Consider the following 14194-nt stretch of genomic DNA (forward strand, 5'->3'; position numbering starts at 1 on the left):
GGGCTGTATGTGACCCCGCGTTGCACCGATGAGTCAGTGCCGGCGGTGGTCCTGGATGGTCATCCGGGGGCCGAACGTCGGTTTGCGGAAGCCGCTGGCCTGGATCATCCGCACCACGCGCTGGCGGTGCCCCCGCCATGGTTCCAGCAGCCGGAGCATGCCGGCGTCGTCCGTCCGGCTGCCGGTCAACGCCGCGCCCACGTAGGCAGCCAGGTGGTAGTCACCCACCGAGACCGAGTCCGGGCAGCCGTGGGTGCGCTGCACCACCTCGGCCGCTGTCCACACGCCGATCCCCGGGATTGCCTGCAGCTTTTCGGCGGCCTCCAGCGCCGGAAGCGCGGCCAGCCGTTCAATTGCGACGGCGGAACGCAGCGCCCGCATCACGGTGGCCGAACGTTGCGGCCCCACGCCCGCCCGATGCCACTCCCAGCTGGGGACCTGCAGCCATTGGCCGGCGGTGGGAGCCAGCACCAGGCCGGCCGGAGCCAGCGCGCCGGCCTGGGGAGCGGGGGAGCCGTAGCGATGCAGAAGGTAGCGGTAGGCCCGGCGGGCCTCGATCACCGTCACTTTCTGTTCAAGGATGATCGGGACGAGCTGGTCCACCATGCGGCCGCTGGCGGGAAGCCGGACGTCGCGGCTTCGCCGCCGCGCCTCACGGACCATGCCGGGGAGGGTGGCATGGAAGGAGGGCTCGTCAAACGCCGACCAGTCGTCATCCCCGCCCAGGAGCCGCGGCACTGCCCGCACGGCCGCCGCGGCGCCCGTGCCCCAGGCCTGGACGTCCACGCAGTGCTCCAGGCCCGGGCCGCCGGCGGAGCTGAACCTCACGGCGGCCGGGCCGTCCGTCGTCGTAAACGCATTCCAGATGACGTTTCCCTGGACACTGAAGGACGGATCGCTGTTGCCGCGCAGGAGCGGACTGAGAGTCCGGGCAAGGTGGTAAGGGCCGCCCGGATACCACCGGACAGAGGCGTCCGCCGCGGCTGCCAGCCGGGCGGGAACCTCTGCAATCGTCATACAGCCATCGTCCCACGGCCCAGCGACAACAGGCGGCCGCCACCATCTTTGGCAACCGGACGCACCTGCCAAAGGCCCCTTATCCAGCCGGCATTCCGGGTCTAGAATCCCAGGTGTGGCGCGGGGCATCCGCGCCTTACCTTCGAGATTCCAGGTGAGCGCAATGGGTGGAGTGGTGCATTTCGAGATCCCCGCTGACGATCAGGAGCGGGCCAGGAAGTTCTACCGGGAGGCCCTTGGTTGGCGAATCGACGCCGTCCCGGGAATGGACTACAACATGGTCATCACCACGCCGATGGACGAGGCGACCGGCCAGCCCACGGAAGCGGGCGCCATTAACGGCGGCATGATGGCCCGGGAGGGTGAAATCACCAGTCCCGTCATCACGGTGGACGTTCCGGACATTGACGCCACCCTCAAGACCGTGGAGCGGCTGGGCGGATCGGTCGTGATGCCCAAGAACGAGATCCCCGGAATGGGCTACTTCGCCTACTTCAAGGACTCCGAGAACAACATCATGGGCCTCTGGGAGAACCTGCCACCGGACCAGCAGGCCGAGGCTGCCGGGTAACGGCATGCATGCGGGGGAAGCGGTAGCTTTGTACACATGAAGTACGCCCAGTCCATCCTGGACCTCATCGGCAATACCCCGCTCATCAAGCTCAACCACGTGACAGAAGGCATCAAGGCCACTGTCCTGGTCAAACTCGAGTACCTGAACCCTGGCGGTTCCATCAAGGACCGCATCGCGGCGAAGATGATCGAGGACGCCGAGCGGGAAGGCAAGCTGCAGCCCGGCGGCACCATCGTGGAGCCAACTTCCGGAAATACCGGAGTAGGCCTGGCCCTCGTGGCCCAGCAGAAGGGCTACAAGTGCATCTTTGTGGTCCCGGACAAGGTGGGCGAGGACAAGCGTGCCGTCCTGCAGGCCTACGGCGCCGAGGTTGTGGTGACGCCAACTGCCGTCCCGCCCGACAGCCCGCAGAGCTACTACGGTGTTTCGGACCGGATCGTCCGGGAGACCCCCGGTGCATACAAGCCGGACCAGTTCTCCAACCCCGCCGCTCCCGGCAGCCACTACCAGACCACCGGGCCGGAGATCTGGCGGGATACGGACGGCAAGGTCACCCACTGCGTGATCGGCGCCGGCACCGGCGGCACCATCACCGGCACGGGCCGCTACCTCAAGGAGGTCTCGGCTGACAGGCCGGCGTCCGACGGCGGCGTGGTCCGGATCATCGGCGCGGACCCGGAAGGTTCGGTCTACTCCGGCGGCACCGGGCGCCCGTACTTCGTGGAGGGCGTGGGGGAGGACATGTGGCCCGCGAACTACGACAAGTCCGTGCCCGATCAGGTGATCGCCGTCAGCGACGCCGACTCCTTCGCCATGACCCGGCGGCTGGCCCGCGAGGAGGGCCTGCTGGTGGGCGGGTCCTCGGGCATGGCCGTCGTGGCCGCCCTGCAGGTGGCCCGGGACCTGCCCGAGTCCGCCGTCGTCGTCGTCATCCTTCCCGACTCCGGCCGCGGCTACCTCGCCAAGATCTTCAACGACCAGTGGATGCGCTCCTACGGCTTCCTGTCCGGCGGCGAGGAGACCTCCGTTGGTGAAGTCATCAGCTCCAAGAACGGCGAGCTGCCGGACCTGGTCCACATCCACCCGAACGAGTCCGTCCGCGATGTCATCAACATCATGAACGAGTTCGGCGTCAGCCATATCCCGGTCCTGTCCCAGGAGCCCCCGGTGGTCATGGGCGAGGTGCTGGGTGCTGTGGATGAGCGCACCCTCACGGCCAAGCTGTTCCGCGGCGAAGCCAAGCTCACGGACAAGATCTCCGAGCACATGGGCCCCAAGCTGCCCGTCATCGGCTCCCTGGAAACCATCTCCGCGGCGAGGGAACTGCTCTCGGACGTGGACACCGTCATGGTCACGTTCGTGGGTGCACCCGTGGGCATCCTCACCCGGCACGACCTCCTGGCCTACCTCAGCAACTGAACTGCTTCACCTGACCTGCGCCACCCGTAAAGGAGCACCATGTCCACCCCGCAAAACCAAGGTTTCAACACCCGCGCCGTGCACGCCGGCCAGGCTTTCGAGCCCCGCACCGGCGCGGTGGTGCCGCCGCTGCACTTCAGTTCCACCTACGCCCAGGACGGCATTGGCGGGCTGCGCGGGGGCTATGAGTACGGCCGCGGCGGCAACCCCACCCGCGACGCCCTGCAGGAACAGCTGGCGGCGCTGGAGGGGGGCACGCACGCCTACAGCTTCAGTTCCGGGCTGGCAGCGGAGGACTCGCTGATCCGTGCCCTGGCCCGGCCCGGGGACCACATCGTGCTCGGCAACGACGCCTACGGAGGCACCTACCGGCTGATCAGCCGGGTCCTGGGCGGCTGGGGAATCGGCAATACGCCGGTGGACATGGCCAACCTGGACACCGTGCGCGGGGCGGTTACTGCGAACAAAGCCCGGATCCTCTGGGTGGAAACCCCCTCCAATCCGCTGATGAAGATTACCGACATCGCGGCGCTCGCAGAGATAGCGCACGACGCCGGTGCCCTCCTGGTGGTGGACAACACCTTCGCGTCGCCCTACCTGCAGACCCCGCTCGCCCTGGGTGCCGACGTCGTGGTCCACTCCACCACCAAGTACATCGGCGGCCACTCCGACGTCGTGGGTGGCGCCGTGGTGGTCAAGGACGCGGAACTGGCGGAGAAGATCGGCTTTGTGCAGTTCGCCGTGGGCGCCGTCTCCGGCCCCATGGACGCCTTCCTCACCACCCGCGGGCTGAAGACGCTCGGCGTGCGGATGGACCGCCACAGCCTTAACGGCCAGGCCGTGGCCGAGTGGCTGCTGGAACGTCCCGAGGTGGAGGCCGTCCTCTACCCGGGCCTGCCGTCCCACCCTGGCCACGAGCTCGCCAGGAAGCAGATGCGGAGCTTCGGCGGCATGGTCTCGGTGCAGTTCAAGGGCGGTGAAGCAGCGGCCCGCAAGGTGGCGGAGTCCACGTCCGTGTTCACCCTCGCGGAATCCCTGGGCGGGATCGAGTCGCTCATGAACTACCCCTCCGAGATGACCCACGCTTCGGTCAAGGGCACCGAGCTCGCCGTTCCGGTGAACCTGCTCCGGCTGTCCTGCGGAATCGAGGATGTCGAGGACCTGGTGGCGGACCTGGAGCAGGCGTTCTCGGCCATCCCGTAAACCACGAAGGGGGCTGGCTTTCTTGAAGAAAGCCAGCTAGGGTTTTGCCTATGCCTCTTCGATCCGACTGGTCCCAACGCAGCTGCAGCATGGCCCGCGGCCTTGACGTCCTGGGCGACCCCTGGAGCATCCTGGTGCTGCGCGAAGTCTTCTTCGGGAACGGCCGCTTCGACGCCATGAAAAGCCGGCTGGAAGTGGCGGACTCCGTGCTCACCAAGCGCCTGGCGGGCCTGGTTGAGTCCGGGCTGCTGGCCAGGAAGGCATACGACGACGGCGGCCGCACACGCCAGGAGTACGTGCTCACCCCCAAGGGTGAGGACGCCCTCCCGGTCTTGAACGCCGTCACCATCTGGGCAGAAAAGCACCTGCCGGCGCCCTCGGACCAGGCGCATCTTTACGTGATCCACACCGGCTGCGGGAAACCCACCACCTCGGCGGACACCTGCACCGAATGCGGCGAACGGCTGACGGCGGCCAACACCAGCTGGCACAGCAGGGCCCGTTCAGCGGAACCGGTCCGGCTCGCCACGGCCGCCGCATGAGGGAAACCAACAGCCGCCGCCTGCACCCCGCGTGGATCGTGGCCGCCGTCGCCTTCCTTGCGCTGGTGGGAGCCGCCGGATTCCGCGCCGCCCCCGGTGTCCTGATGGTTCCGCTGCAGCAGGAGTTCGGCTGGTCCACCACGGTGTTGTCCGCGGCCGTGAGCATCAACCTCGTCCTGTTCGGGCTGACGGCACCGTTCGCGGCCGCGCTGATGGAGCGGTTCGGCGTCCGGGCAGTAACAGCCACCGCGCTGGTGCTGATCGGCACCGGCAGCGCCCTGACGGTGCTGGTGAACCAGTCGTGGCAGATCCTGCTGACCTGGGGCCTGCTCATCGGGCTTGGCACCGGATCCATGGCGCTGGTGTTCGCTGCCACGATTGCCAACACCTGGTTCGTCAGGAGCCGCGGGCTGGTGATCGGCATCCTTACCGCCGGCAGTGCGGCCGGCCAGCTGGTCTTCCTCCCGTTCATCGCCTTGCTGGCGCAGGATCCGGGCTGGCGCCAGGCATCATTGCTGATCGCCGCCGGTGCGCTGGCTGTGGTCCCGCTGGTGCTGAAGTTCCTCAAAAACTCGCCGGCCGACGTCGGGGTCCTTCCGTACGGCGAACCCGCGCTGGCAGGGGGAGTCCCCGCACCGGAGCCTCCCTCGCACAGCGGCCCTCGCAGCAATGCCGCCGTGCGTGCCCTTCAGGTCCTCCGGCGGGCCAGCCGCGTCCGGACCTTCTGGGCCCTCGTGGCCGGTTTCGCGATCTGCGGCGCCACCACCAACGGGCTGATCGGCACCCACTTCATCCCCTCCGCCCACGACCACGGCATGGCCGAAACCACCGCCGCCGGCCTGCTTGCCGTCGTCGGAATTTTCGACATTGTGGGCACCATCGCCTCCGGCTGGCTGACCGACCGGTTCAACCCCCGCATCCTGCTGGCCGTGTACTACCAGTTCCGGGGGATCGGCCTGCTGGTGCTGCCCCTCTTGCTGAGTGCCGAAGTCCAGCCGAGCATGATCGTCTTCGTCGTGATCTACGGGCTTGACTGGGTGGCCACCGTGCCGCCAACAGCAGCCATCTGCCGGGAAACGTTCGGCGCGGACGGCAGCGTGGTCTTCGGATGGGTGTTCGCCGCACACCAGCTCGGCGCGGCCGCCGCCGCCCTGGGCGCCGGTGCCGTCCGGGACGCCACCGGCCAGTACACCTACGCCTGGTTCGGCGCCGCCGCGATGTGCACCGTCGCGGCGGTCATCAGCGCCACCATCCGCAGGCACGCGGTCGCCCGCGAGCCCGCCCCGGCCGGAGCGCCTTCCTGACAGCGCCCCGGGACGCCGCCGCTAGGCTGGTCCCATGGAGACCCCACCCGAAGTTCCCGTCCGAAACGTAGCCCTCGTGACGGGCGCGGGCCGCCTTGCCTCCATCGGCGCGGGTATTGCCCGGCAGCTGGCGGCGGAAGGCTGGGACCTGGTGCTGGCTTACTGGCAGGACTACGACGCCCGCATGCCGTGGGGAACTGAACCGGACGACGTCGTCCGCCTGACAGCCGAACTGGAAGCCATCGGAGCCCGGGTCCACACCCTGCCGGCGGACCTGGAGGACCCTGCCACGGCGGAGAAGCTGGTGGCTGACGCCGTTCAGCTCGCGGGCCCGCTGCACGGCATGGTGCTGAGCCACGCCGAGTCAGTCGATTCAGGGATCCTGGATACCAGCCTTGAATCGTTCGAGCGGCACTTCGCCGTCAACGCCCGTGCCAGCTGGCAGCTGATTGCCGCCTTCGCGCGGCAGGCAACGGACGACGGCGGCGCGATCGTTGCGCTGACCAGTGACCATACAGCGTTCAACCTGCCGTACGGCGCCTCGAAGGGCGCGCTGGACAGGATCGTGATTGCCGCCGCCCGGGAGCTTGGGCCGCTGGGCATCTCGGCGAACGTGCTGAACCCGGGGCCGGTGGACACCGGATGGATGGACGACGCGGTCCGCTCGGCTGTCCTGTCCCGGCAGCCCACGGGCCGCCTGGGCACACCGGCCGACGTCGCCGGCACTGTGGCGTTCCTGCTCTCACCCGCCGGCCGCTGGGTCTCCGGCCAGCTCATCAAATCCGACGGCGGCTTCTCGGCATGACCCCTCTGCGCCCTTGGCCCAACTAGGTAGCGCTAAGTGTCGTTTTGACCCCTCAAAACGACACTTGGCGCTACTTACTTGGGGGAAGGGGCGGCGGTTTGGCCTGGGACGTTGGTCCCGGTGAAGTAGCCGCGGGTGGACGGCAGGAAACGGCAGACGACGGCGAGCACCACGCCCAGGGCCAGCAGCAGCACCCCGCTGACGAACGCGCCGCCGACGCCGAAGATCTGGGTGTCGCCGTACGCGGGGTCCCACATCTGGACGGCCGAGACGAAGAAGGCGGCGGTCAGCAGCAGGGCGCCAACGAGCGGAAGGATGCCCCGGAACCACAGATTCCGCGCCGAGTGCCGAAGGGTGCTGCGGAAGTACCAGAAGCAGGCAAAACCGGTCAGGGCGTAATAGAACGCGATGAACAGGCTGATGGCGCTGATGGAGTCGGAGAGCAGGTTTTCGCTCAGGAAGCTCATGGCCACGTAGTACGCGATGGCCGCCGCCCCCATGACCTGGGTGGAAAAGCCGGGCGTCTGGTTCTTCGGATGCACCTCGCCGAACTTGGCCGGCAGTGCGCCGTGGACCCCCATGGAGAGGGTGCCGCGGGCGGTGGGCAGGATGGTGGTCTGGGTGGAGGACAGAACGGAGGCCAGGACCGCGACGACGATCAGCCAGCCCCACGGGCCCAGCACCACGTCCCGCATGGCCAGGAAGACGTCGTCCTGGTTGGCCTCGTTGCCCAAACCGATGCCTTCGGTGCCCACGGTGGCGTACATCATCACCAGCAGCGCGACGGACACATAGATGGCCACCAGGATGAACGCGGAAATCACGGCACCGCGGCCGGGGGTGGTGGAGGGGTTCTCGGTTTCCTCATTCACTGCAAGGCAGGTGTCCCAGCCCCAATAGATGAACAGGGCAAGGAGCACGCCGTGGACCACTGCTCCCGGATCCGCGAACGCACCTGCCGGGTTGAACCACTCGAAATCGAAGGGCTGGATGGTGGTCTCGCCGCCCGCCGAGCCCCGGACAATCCCGACGACGATGGCCAGGGCGAATATGCCCAGCGCAATGTACTGCACATACGTCAGGACCCGCTGGACGTGCTCGCCCAGCCGGATGCCGCGGTAGTTGACCAGGGTCATGACGGCGATGAACAGCACGCCCGTGGCCGTGACCACTGCCTTGTTCTCTGCCAGGGAACCGTCGTCCACCAGGAGCCATAGATACTGTCCGGCCACCTGTGCAAGGTTTGCCAGGACCACAATGCCCGCGAGCGCCACGCCCCAGCCGCCCAGCCAGCCCGCCCAGGGGCCGAAGGTGCGGCGTGACCACGTAAAGGTGGTTCCGCAGTCCGGGATGGCACTGTTCAGCTCGCGGAACGCATAGGCGATGAACAGGACGGGGATGAAGCCCAGCAGCAGGATCAGGGGAGTGTAGTTCCCGTTGACGGCCACGATCAGGCCTAGTGTTGCCGCCAGTGAGTACACCGGCGCCGTGGAGGCAAGGCCAATCATCACGGAGTCGCCGAGATCCAGGATGCCGGCCCGGAGTCCCTTGGCCGGAACTGTGGTCCCGTGCGCGCCGCCCGGGCCTCCCGTCGTCGTAATCTCCGTGCTCATGCTGTCACCGGGTTCATAATGCGATACCTGCTTTGCTGGAGGATGCCCCGGCCGAAAGCGGCGCCGGCGCGTCGATGGTGTTGGGCACGAAGCGGCAAAAATAATCCGTGACCGGCCCGTCAGATTCCCGGATGCCGCAGCCCACGGACTCCCCGTCCACCACCCACAGGCCGAGGACGGGATGGTTGCCGTCGAAGTCGGGCAGTTCCTGGTACTGCTGGTAGCACCAGCCTTCACGGCCGTAGCCGCCGGGCTGCTCCAGGCTGATGCCCTGCGCATGGATCTTGATGTTGTCGCCTTCGCGGCCGTGCAGGGGCTTGGCCACCCATTCCTTCAGCGGCCCCGGCTCGTTGAGGTACGCGGGCAGCAGGTTGGGGTGCTCGGGGTAGAGGTGCCACAGGGCGGCCAGCAGGGCCTTGTTGGAGAGCAGCATCTTCCAGGCCGGCTCGATCCAGCGGGGGTTGTGGGCGCGTTCCAGCAGCCGGTGCCCGAACGGTTCCTTCATCATCAGCTCCCACGGGTAGAGCTTGAAGATGGTGCTGATCATGAAGTTGTCCAGGTCCACGAAGCGGTTGAGGTTGGGGTCCCAGCCGATATCGGACATGTTGATGCCGATGGTGGTCCAGCCCGCCTGGCTGGCCACGTCCCGCATGTAGGCCGCAGTCATCCAGTCCTCGCCGGACTCCTCGACCTCCGAGTGGGCAACGTGCAGGGTGCTCATCCCGGTGCGGTACTGCACCTTCTTCCACTGCCGGATCAGGGCTTCGTGGATGCCGTTCCACTGGTCCTTTTCCGGAAAGACGTCCTGCAGCCAGAACCACTGCGCCACCGCCGCTTCGATCAGGCCCGTGGGGGTGTCCGCGTTGTATTCGAGCATCCTGGCCGGGCCGCCCTGCCCGTCATAGATGAAGTCGAACCGGCCGTAGACGTCCACGTCCCCGGCCTGGAGGGATTCCGCGGCCAGTTCGAGGGCCTGCGGGCCGATGCCGATGTGGCCCATGGCGCCGGTGGCCAGGAACTTGGCCGCTTCCAGGCACATCTTGTGCATGTTTTCGGCCGTCGCCTCGAGGGTTTCCACCTCCTCCATGGTGAATTCGTAGTACGCAGACTCGTTCCAGTACTCGATCCGGCGCCCGTCCTCCATGGTGGTGGTGGAGAACACCAGGCCCTGCTCTTCGATCTTCTGCTTCCAGCCGGGCCGGGGCTCAGACGTCAACCGCTTCACGCTCAGCCCCCCGAGACCTTGCTGCCGCCACCGCTGGTGCCGCTTTTGGCGCTGGTGCCGAAGCCGCCGCGGCTGACCGTTCCGCCCTTGGTGCTGTACCCCGTGGACGCTTTCGCGCCGCTGGGAACAGTTTTGGTGTAGTTGGGGGCTGTGGAGCGGTTCTGGCCGATGGCGGGGACGTACGCGCCTCGGGAAAAGAAGTACCAGGCATAGAGGCCGCCGCCCCTGCCGGCGGAGCTGTTGCAGTTCGTGTCTTCCACGCGCTCGCCAGTTTCGTCGTTGAAACACACCTGCGCGTACTCGGGATCATCCTGGTTGCTGGCCACCACGGCGGTGATGGTGCCGGCGAGCAGCGCCGTCACGCCCAAACCCACGACGACGGTGCGCCGCTGGGAGCGCTTCTTCCGGGAGGCTTCCTCGTTGAGCTGCCGTTCGCGGTCCCGGGCGAACGGGTCCACGGGGGTAACCGGCTCGTTGAGCAGTTCGGGGCGGAGCTCCGGCTTGGGTACCTGCCAGGGAGGAGGCTTGGCGCCGCTGTGCCCGTCTCCGGCCGGCGGGACGCCCTCGCCCGCAGGCCGGTCGCTGCCGGGCCGCCCGGGGTCCGGGTCCTTGTTCGGGTCCATGGTGTCCCCCTCCGTTGTCCACGTGAATTGGGCACAGCGCTGCACCCCCATTGCAATCCTTAAATCAGCGTAGTCCCTGCCGGTGCCCGCTGGCCCAAGCAGCTCGCATTAAACGTCGCGAAACCGCTGTTTGGCGCCATTAAATGCGAGCCGGTTGGGTGTGGGAGCTGGGAAGGGGAGCCATACACTGGAGCCATGGAAACCGCCTCCGTCCTCGCCGTGTGCCGCGTCCACCAGCTCCTGCCGGATGCCTCGAACGTGGGCGTCACCGCCATCGACAAGCGTCCCGTCGAGGGCCCGGTCAAGGTGCACCGGCTGGGCCTCCAGGGCGACATCCAGGCGAACCGCGTCCACCACGGGGGACCGGACCAGGCCCTGTACGCCTACTCCCAGCAGGATGCGGACTACTGGTCCCGTGAACTCGGGCGGGACCTGCCCCCGGGGAGCTTTGGCGAAAACCTGCGGGTGGCCGGGATCGATGTCACCGGCGCCGTGATTGGTGAGCGCTGGCGGATCGGCCTGGACGTCGAAGTGGAGGTGACCTCGCCCCGTACCCCCTGCGCCACCTTCCAGCGCCGGATGCGGGAGCCCCACTTCGTCAAGAGGTTCACGGAGGAGGGCCGGGTGGGAGCCTATCTCCGCGTCATCAGGACCGGGAGCATCCAGGCGGGAGACCATATCCACCGGCTGTATGTCCCGAAGCACGGCATCACCGTGGGCAAGTGGTTCAGCGAGCCGGACCTGGAGGCAATGGAAGCACTGCGCGACGCCGACGCAGACGGGGAGATCCGCCTGCAGCAGCCGGAGTTCGAGCAGAAGTTCGAGGCGCTGGAACGGCAGCTGGGCCGGTAGCCGCAGGCTGAAGCGGCCGGCAGGGAAGCGGTGTGCGCAAGCTCACCGCCGCCGTCGTGCCCTCAATTTCCGCTGGAGCGGGCGCGTGCCCTACACTGGAGATATCCCCCACTCCGGAAATCCCTTATTCCTGCCCAATTTTTGAGGCAGGACTGGCAAGTGTTGGGGCCCGCGCAAGCGATGCGGGCATTTTCATAGGGAGAGCCGGCTAAAGAAAACGCTGTACAGACTGCTGGGATAGCAGCCAAGAGATGCAGCGGGAAGTCCTGCCACGGGATTGCGAAAGCGCCGGACTTCTGTGACCGGCCGGTCAACGTTTGCCCGGCACCTTTGGTCACACGTACTGCGGCTCCGCTCACCTCGGGTAGTGCCGCCTGGCCCCCTATGGATGAGGAATATTCCCCTATGCCCGAAAATCACAACGACGCCGCCGCTGACGCAGCAACAGCCAGCATCGAATTCACCGAGCCCGCTGCTCCCGCAGCCGAGGCCGCAACGGTTCCCGCCGAAGCCCCTGCTGAAGCGCCGGCCGCTCCCGCCGCCCAGGCTGACGAAGCTCCCGCCCCTAAAGCTGAAGATGCTCCCGCTGCCAAGGCTGAGGAAGACGAAGAAGAAGGCGTCAAGTTCGCCGACCTCGGCATCGACGGCCGCGTCCTCGCCGCCCTCCAGGACGTCGGCTACGAGAAGCCGTCCCCCATCCAGGCAGCAACCATCCCGCTGCTGCTCGAAGGCCGCGACGTCGTGGGCCTCGCCCAGACCGGCACCGGTAAGACTGCAGCATTCGCAGTACCGGCACTGTCCCGTCTGGCCGAGCTCCACGACCTCAACGGCCCGTCCCGGAAGACCCAGGCACTGGTCCTGGCTCCCACCCGCGAACTGGCGCTCCAGGTTGCCGAGGCCTTCACCTCGTACGCCAAGCACATTGACGATTTCACCGTCCTCCCCGTCTACGGCGGTTCCGCCTACGGCCCGCAGCTCGCCGGCCTGCGCCGCGGCGCCCAGGTTGTTGTCGGTACCCCCGGCCGCGTGATCGACCACATCTCCAAGGGTTCCCTGGACCTGTCCGAACTCCAGTACCTCGTGCTGGACGAGGCCGACGAAATGCTGCGCATGGGCTTCGCCGAAGACGTGGAGCAGATCTTCCAGCAGACCCCGTCGGACCGCCAGGTGGCACTGTTCTCCGCCACCATGCCGAGCCAGATCCGCCGCATGTCCAAGCAGTACCTGAACAACCCGGCAGAGATCTCCGTCAAGTCCAAGACCACCACCGGCGCCAACACCCGCCAGCGGTACCTGCAGGTCATGGGCCCGCACAAGCTTGATGCCATGACCCGCATCCTCGAGGTCGAAGAGTTCGACGGCGTCATCGCCTTCGTGCGCACCAAGATGGCTACCGAGGACCTGGCTGACAAGCTGAAGTCCCGCGGTTTCCAGGCCGCCGCGATCAACGGTGACATCCCGCAGCAGCAGCGCGAGCGCACCGTTGACGCCCTGAAGGAAGGCCGCATCGACATCCTCGTGGCCACCGACGTCGCCGCCCGTGGCCTTGACGTGGAGCGCATCAGCCACGTCATCAACTACGACATCCCGCACGACACCGAGTCCTACGTGCACCGCATCGGCCGCACCGGCCGTGCAGGCCGTTCCGGCGATGCCATCCTGTTCATGACGCCGCGGGAGAAGTACCTGCTGCGTTCCATCGAGAAGGCCACCCGCCAGCCCGTGGAGCAGATGCACCTGCCCACCGCGGAGACCGTGAACACCCTCCGCCTGGGCAAGTTCGCAGAGCGCATCACGGAGACCCTCGCCTCGGAGGACGTGGCGCCCTTCCGCGACCTCATCGCTTCCTACGAGGAAGAGCACAATGTTCCGGCGTCGGAGATCGCTGCAGCCCTTGCCGTAATGGCCCAGGGCGGACAGCCGCTGCTGGTGAAGGAACTGCCCGCAGCGCCGGAGTTCCAGAAGCGCGAGCGCTCCAAGGACGGCTTCGGTTCCCGCGGACCGACCCGCACGCTCACCGAGGGAAATGCCACCTACCGGATCGCCGTGGGACGCCGCCAGCGCGTCATGCCCGGTTCCATCGTGGGCGCCATTGCCAACGAGGGCGGCATCTCCTCGGCACAGATCGGCGGCATCGACATCCGCTCGGACCACTCCCTGGTGGAACTCCCGGCGGACCTGAGCCCCGAGCAGCTGCGTGCGCTGTCCCGCACCCGGATCGGCGGCGAGCTGATCCACCTCGAGCTGGACAACGGCCGCAAGCCTGCCGGCGACCGCGGCTCCTACCAGGGCAACCGCGGCGGTGACCGGGGAGGCAACTTCAAGGGCAACGGCGGCTTCAAGAAGGAATTCCGCAAGAACGACGGCGAGCGATCCTCCGCTGACCGCGGCGGCCGCTCCTACAGCGAGCGTTCCTTCAGCGCTGACAGCGGTGCCAACCGCGGCCAGGCCAGCGACTCCCGCTTCGGCGGCCACGGTGACGGATCCCGCAAGCCCCGCCACGGCAACGAGGGCGGCCAGCGCGACTTCAACCGCAAGGGCAAGTGGTAACCGTCAGCTAGCCTGACGCAGTTCCCCCGGTGGGCCGGCTTTCGAGCCGGCTCACCGGCGTTTAACGCACGACGGCGGGACCGGCGTGTTCGCTTCGTCACACCTGTTTCACTGCGGGCCCTGCCGGCCCTGCATCGGCGCACCGAAGGCTCATTTAGGCCCGGTTTTCTGCGCTTTTAAGGGGCCAGGGCTGCGTTGGAGCGCCGATTTGTTGGTGGGAAAATCTTCCGGTAGAGTATTTACTCGTTGCCCCCCTAGCTCAGTGGTAGAGCGCGTTCTTGGTAAGAACGAGGTCACCGGATCGATTCCGGTGGGGGGCTCTGGATGAGGGCCTGTGTCAAGGCGGTTTTGACCGGCTTGGCGCAGGTTTTTCTCATTCGTGGCGGTGTAGCTCAGTTGGTTAGAGCGCACGACTCATAATCGTGAGGTCGGGAGATCGAGCCTCCCCACCGCTACAGGCTAAGCCC

At 67.2% G+C, this 14194-nt stretch carries 12 protein-coding genes and 2 tRNA genes; 10 read left to right on the forward strand and 4 right to left on the reverse strand.

The features are described 5' to 3' along the window. Nucleotides 1–33: 33 nt before the first annotated feature. Nucleotides 34–1017: a DNA-3-methyladenine glycosylase gene (locus tag GK109_RS15430; protein ID WP_157241563.1), complete on the reverse strand. Its 984-nt coding sequence runs from the start codon at nt 1015–1017 to the stop codon at nt 34–36. A 163-nt stretch (nt 1018–1180) separates the two neighbouring features. On the opposite strand from GK109_RS15430, the gene GK109_RS15435 reads away from it, so the two are divergent. From GK109_RS15435 to GK109_RS15460, 6 genes are read left to right on the forward strand one after another with little or no spacing between them, the layout of a single operon-like run. Beyond that, nucleotides 1181–1588: a VOC family protein gene (locus tag GK109_RS15435; protein WP_157243009.1), complete on the forward strand. Its 408-nt coding sequence runs from the start codon at nt 1181–1183 to the stop codon at nt 1586–1588. A gap of 36 nt (nt 1589–1624) precedes the next feature. Beyond that, nucleotides 1625–3010, forward strand: coding sequence for a cystathionine beta-synthase (locus GK109_RS15440; RefSeq protein ID WP_157241564.1), 1386 nt, complete (start codon nt 1625–1627; stop codon nt 3008–3010). Nucleotides 3011–3049: 39 nt separating this feature from the next. After that, nucleotides 3050–4213, forward strand: a complete 1164-nt coding sequence (locus GK109_RS15445) for a cystathionine gamma-synthase (protein WP_157241565.1) — start codon at nt 3050–3052, stop codon at nt 4211–4213. A 50-nt stretch (nt 4214–4263) separates the two neighbouring features. Continuing rightward, nucleotides 4264–4755, forward strand: coding sequence for a helix-turn-helix domain-containing protein (locus GK109_RS15450; protein WP_157241566.1), 492 nt, complete (start codon nt 4264–4266; stop codon nt 4753–4755). Beyond that, nucleotides 4752–6059, forward strand: coding sequence for an MFS transporter (locus GK109_RS15455; protein ID WP_157241567.1), 1308 nt, complete (start codon nt 4752–4754; stop codon nt 6057–6059). The genes GK109_RS15450 and GK109_RS15455 overlap by 4 nt, the downstream gene beginning before the upstream one ends. 34 nt (nt 6060–6093) lie before the next feature. Further along, nucleotides 6094–6864 (forward strand): SDR family oxidoreductase, encoded by a 771-nt coding sequence (locus tag GK109_RS15460; RefSeq protein WP_157241568.1) that lies wholly within the window; start codon nt 6094–6096, stop codon nt 6862–6864. A gap of 74 nt (nt 6865–6938) precedes the next feature. Here GK109_RS15460 and GK109_RS15465 read toward each other — a convergent pair whose 3' ends face one another. The 3 genes from GK109_RS15465 to GK109_RS15475 are packed head-to-tail and all read right to left on the reverse strand — an operon-like array spanning nt 6939 to nt 10325. Further along, nucleotides 6939–8477, reverse strand: a complete 1539-nt coding sequence (locus GK109_RS15465; protein WP_157241569.1) for an APC family permease — start codon at nt 8475–8477, stop codon at nt 6939–6941. A 13-nt stretch (nt 8478–8490) separates the two neighbouring features. After that, a complete protein-coding gene (locus tag GK109_RS15470) occupies nt 8491–9702 on the reverse strand; it encodes a glutathionylspermidine synthase family protein (RefSeq protein WP_321214114.1) in 1212 nt (403 codons plus the stop codon). 2 nt (nt 9703–9704) lie between these two features. Further along, nucleotides 9705–10325: a Tat pathway signal protein gene (locus GK109_RS15475; RefSeq protein ID WP_157243011.1), complete on the reverse strand. Its 621-nt coding sequence runs from the start codon at nt 10323–10325 to the stop codon at nt 9705–9707. Nucleotides 10326–10520: 195 nt separating this feature from the next. Here GK109_RS15475 and GK109_RS15480 point away from each other — a divergent pair, with 195 nt between their 5' ends. The 4 genes from GK109_RS15480 to GK109_RS15495 all read left to right on the forward strand — a co-directional run bounded on the left by GK109_RS15480 (nt 10521) and on the right by GK109_RS15495 (nt 14182). Then, nucleotides 10521–11177, forward strand: coding sequence for an MOSC domain-containing protein (locus tag GK109_RS15480; RefSeq protein WP_157241570.1), 657 nt, complete (start codon nt 10521–10523; stop codon nt 11175–11177). 405 nt (nt 11178–11582) lie between these two features. After that, a complete protein-coding gene (locus GK109_RS15485; protein ID WP_157241571.1) occupies nt 11583–13727 on the forward strand; it encodes a DEAD/DEAH box helicase in 2145 nt (714 codons plus the stop codon). Between the two features lie 248 nt (nt 13728–13975). After that, a tRNA-Thr gene (locus GK109_RS15490) sits at nt 13976–14047 on the forward strand. Nucleotides 14048–14108: 61 nt separating this feature from the next. Next, a tRNA-Met gene (locus tag GK109_RS15495) sits at nt 14109–14182 on the forward strand. Nucleotides 14183–14194 lie beyond the last annotated feature (12 nt).

Source organism: Pseudarthrobacter sp. GA104 (genome assembly GCF_009741265.1).
In the GTDB taxonomy this organism is placed as follows: Bacteria; Actinomycetota; Actinomycetes; order Actinomycetales; family Micrococcaceae; genus Arthrobacter.

Bases quoted from the DNA above. Each gene is read 5' to 3' on its own strand.
- GK109_RS15430 (WP_157241563.1), bottom strand. From the start codon at position 1,017: ATGACGATTGCAGAGGTTCCCGCCCGGCTGGCAGCCGCGGCGGACGCC.
- GK109_RS15435 (WP_157243009.1), top strand. From the start codon at position 1,181: ATGGGTGGAGTGGTGCATTTCGAGATCCCCGCTGACGATCAGGAGCGG.
- GK109_RS15440 (WP_157241564.1), top strand. From the start codon at position 1,625: ATGAAGTACGCCCAGTCCATCCTGGACCTCATCGGCAATACCCCGCTC.
- GK109_RS15445 (WP_157241565.1), top strand. From the start codon at position 3,050: ATGTCCACCCCGCAAAACCAAGGTTTCAACACCCGCGCCGTGCACGCC.
- GK109_RS15450 (WP_157241566.1), top strand. From the start codon at position 4,264: ATGCCTCTTCGATCCGACTGGTCCCAACGCAGCTGCAGCATGGCCCGC.
- GK109_RS15455 (WP_157241567.1), top strand. From the start codon at position 4,752: ATGAGGGAAACCAACAGCCGCCGCCTGCACCCCGCGTGGATCGTGGCC.
- GK109_RS15460 (WP_157241568.1), top strand. From the start codon at position 6,094: ATGGAGACCCCACCCGAAGTTCCCGTCCGAAACGTAGCCCTCGTGACG.
- GK109_RS15465 (WP_157241569.1), bottom strand. From the start codon at position 8,477: ATGAGCACGGAGATTACGACGACGGGAGGCCCGGGCGGCGCGCACGGG.
- GK109_RS15475 (WP_157243011.1), bottom strand. From the start codon at position 10,325: ATGGACCCGAACAAGGACCCGGACCCCGGGCGGCCCGGCAGCGACCGG.
- GK109_RS15480 (WP_157241570.1), top strand. From the start codon at position 10,521: ATGGAAACCGCCTCCGTCCTCGCCGTGTGCCGCGTCCACCAGCTCCTG.
- GK109_RS15485 (WP_157241571.1), top strand. From the start codon at position 11,583: ATGCCCGAAAATCACAACGACGCCGCCGCTGACGCAGCAACAGCCAGC.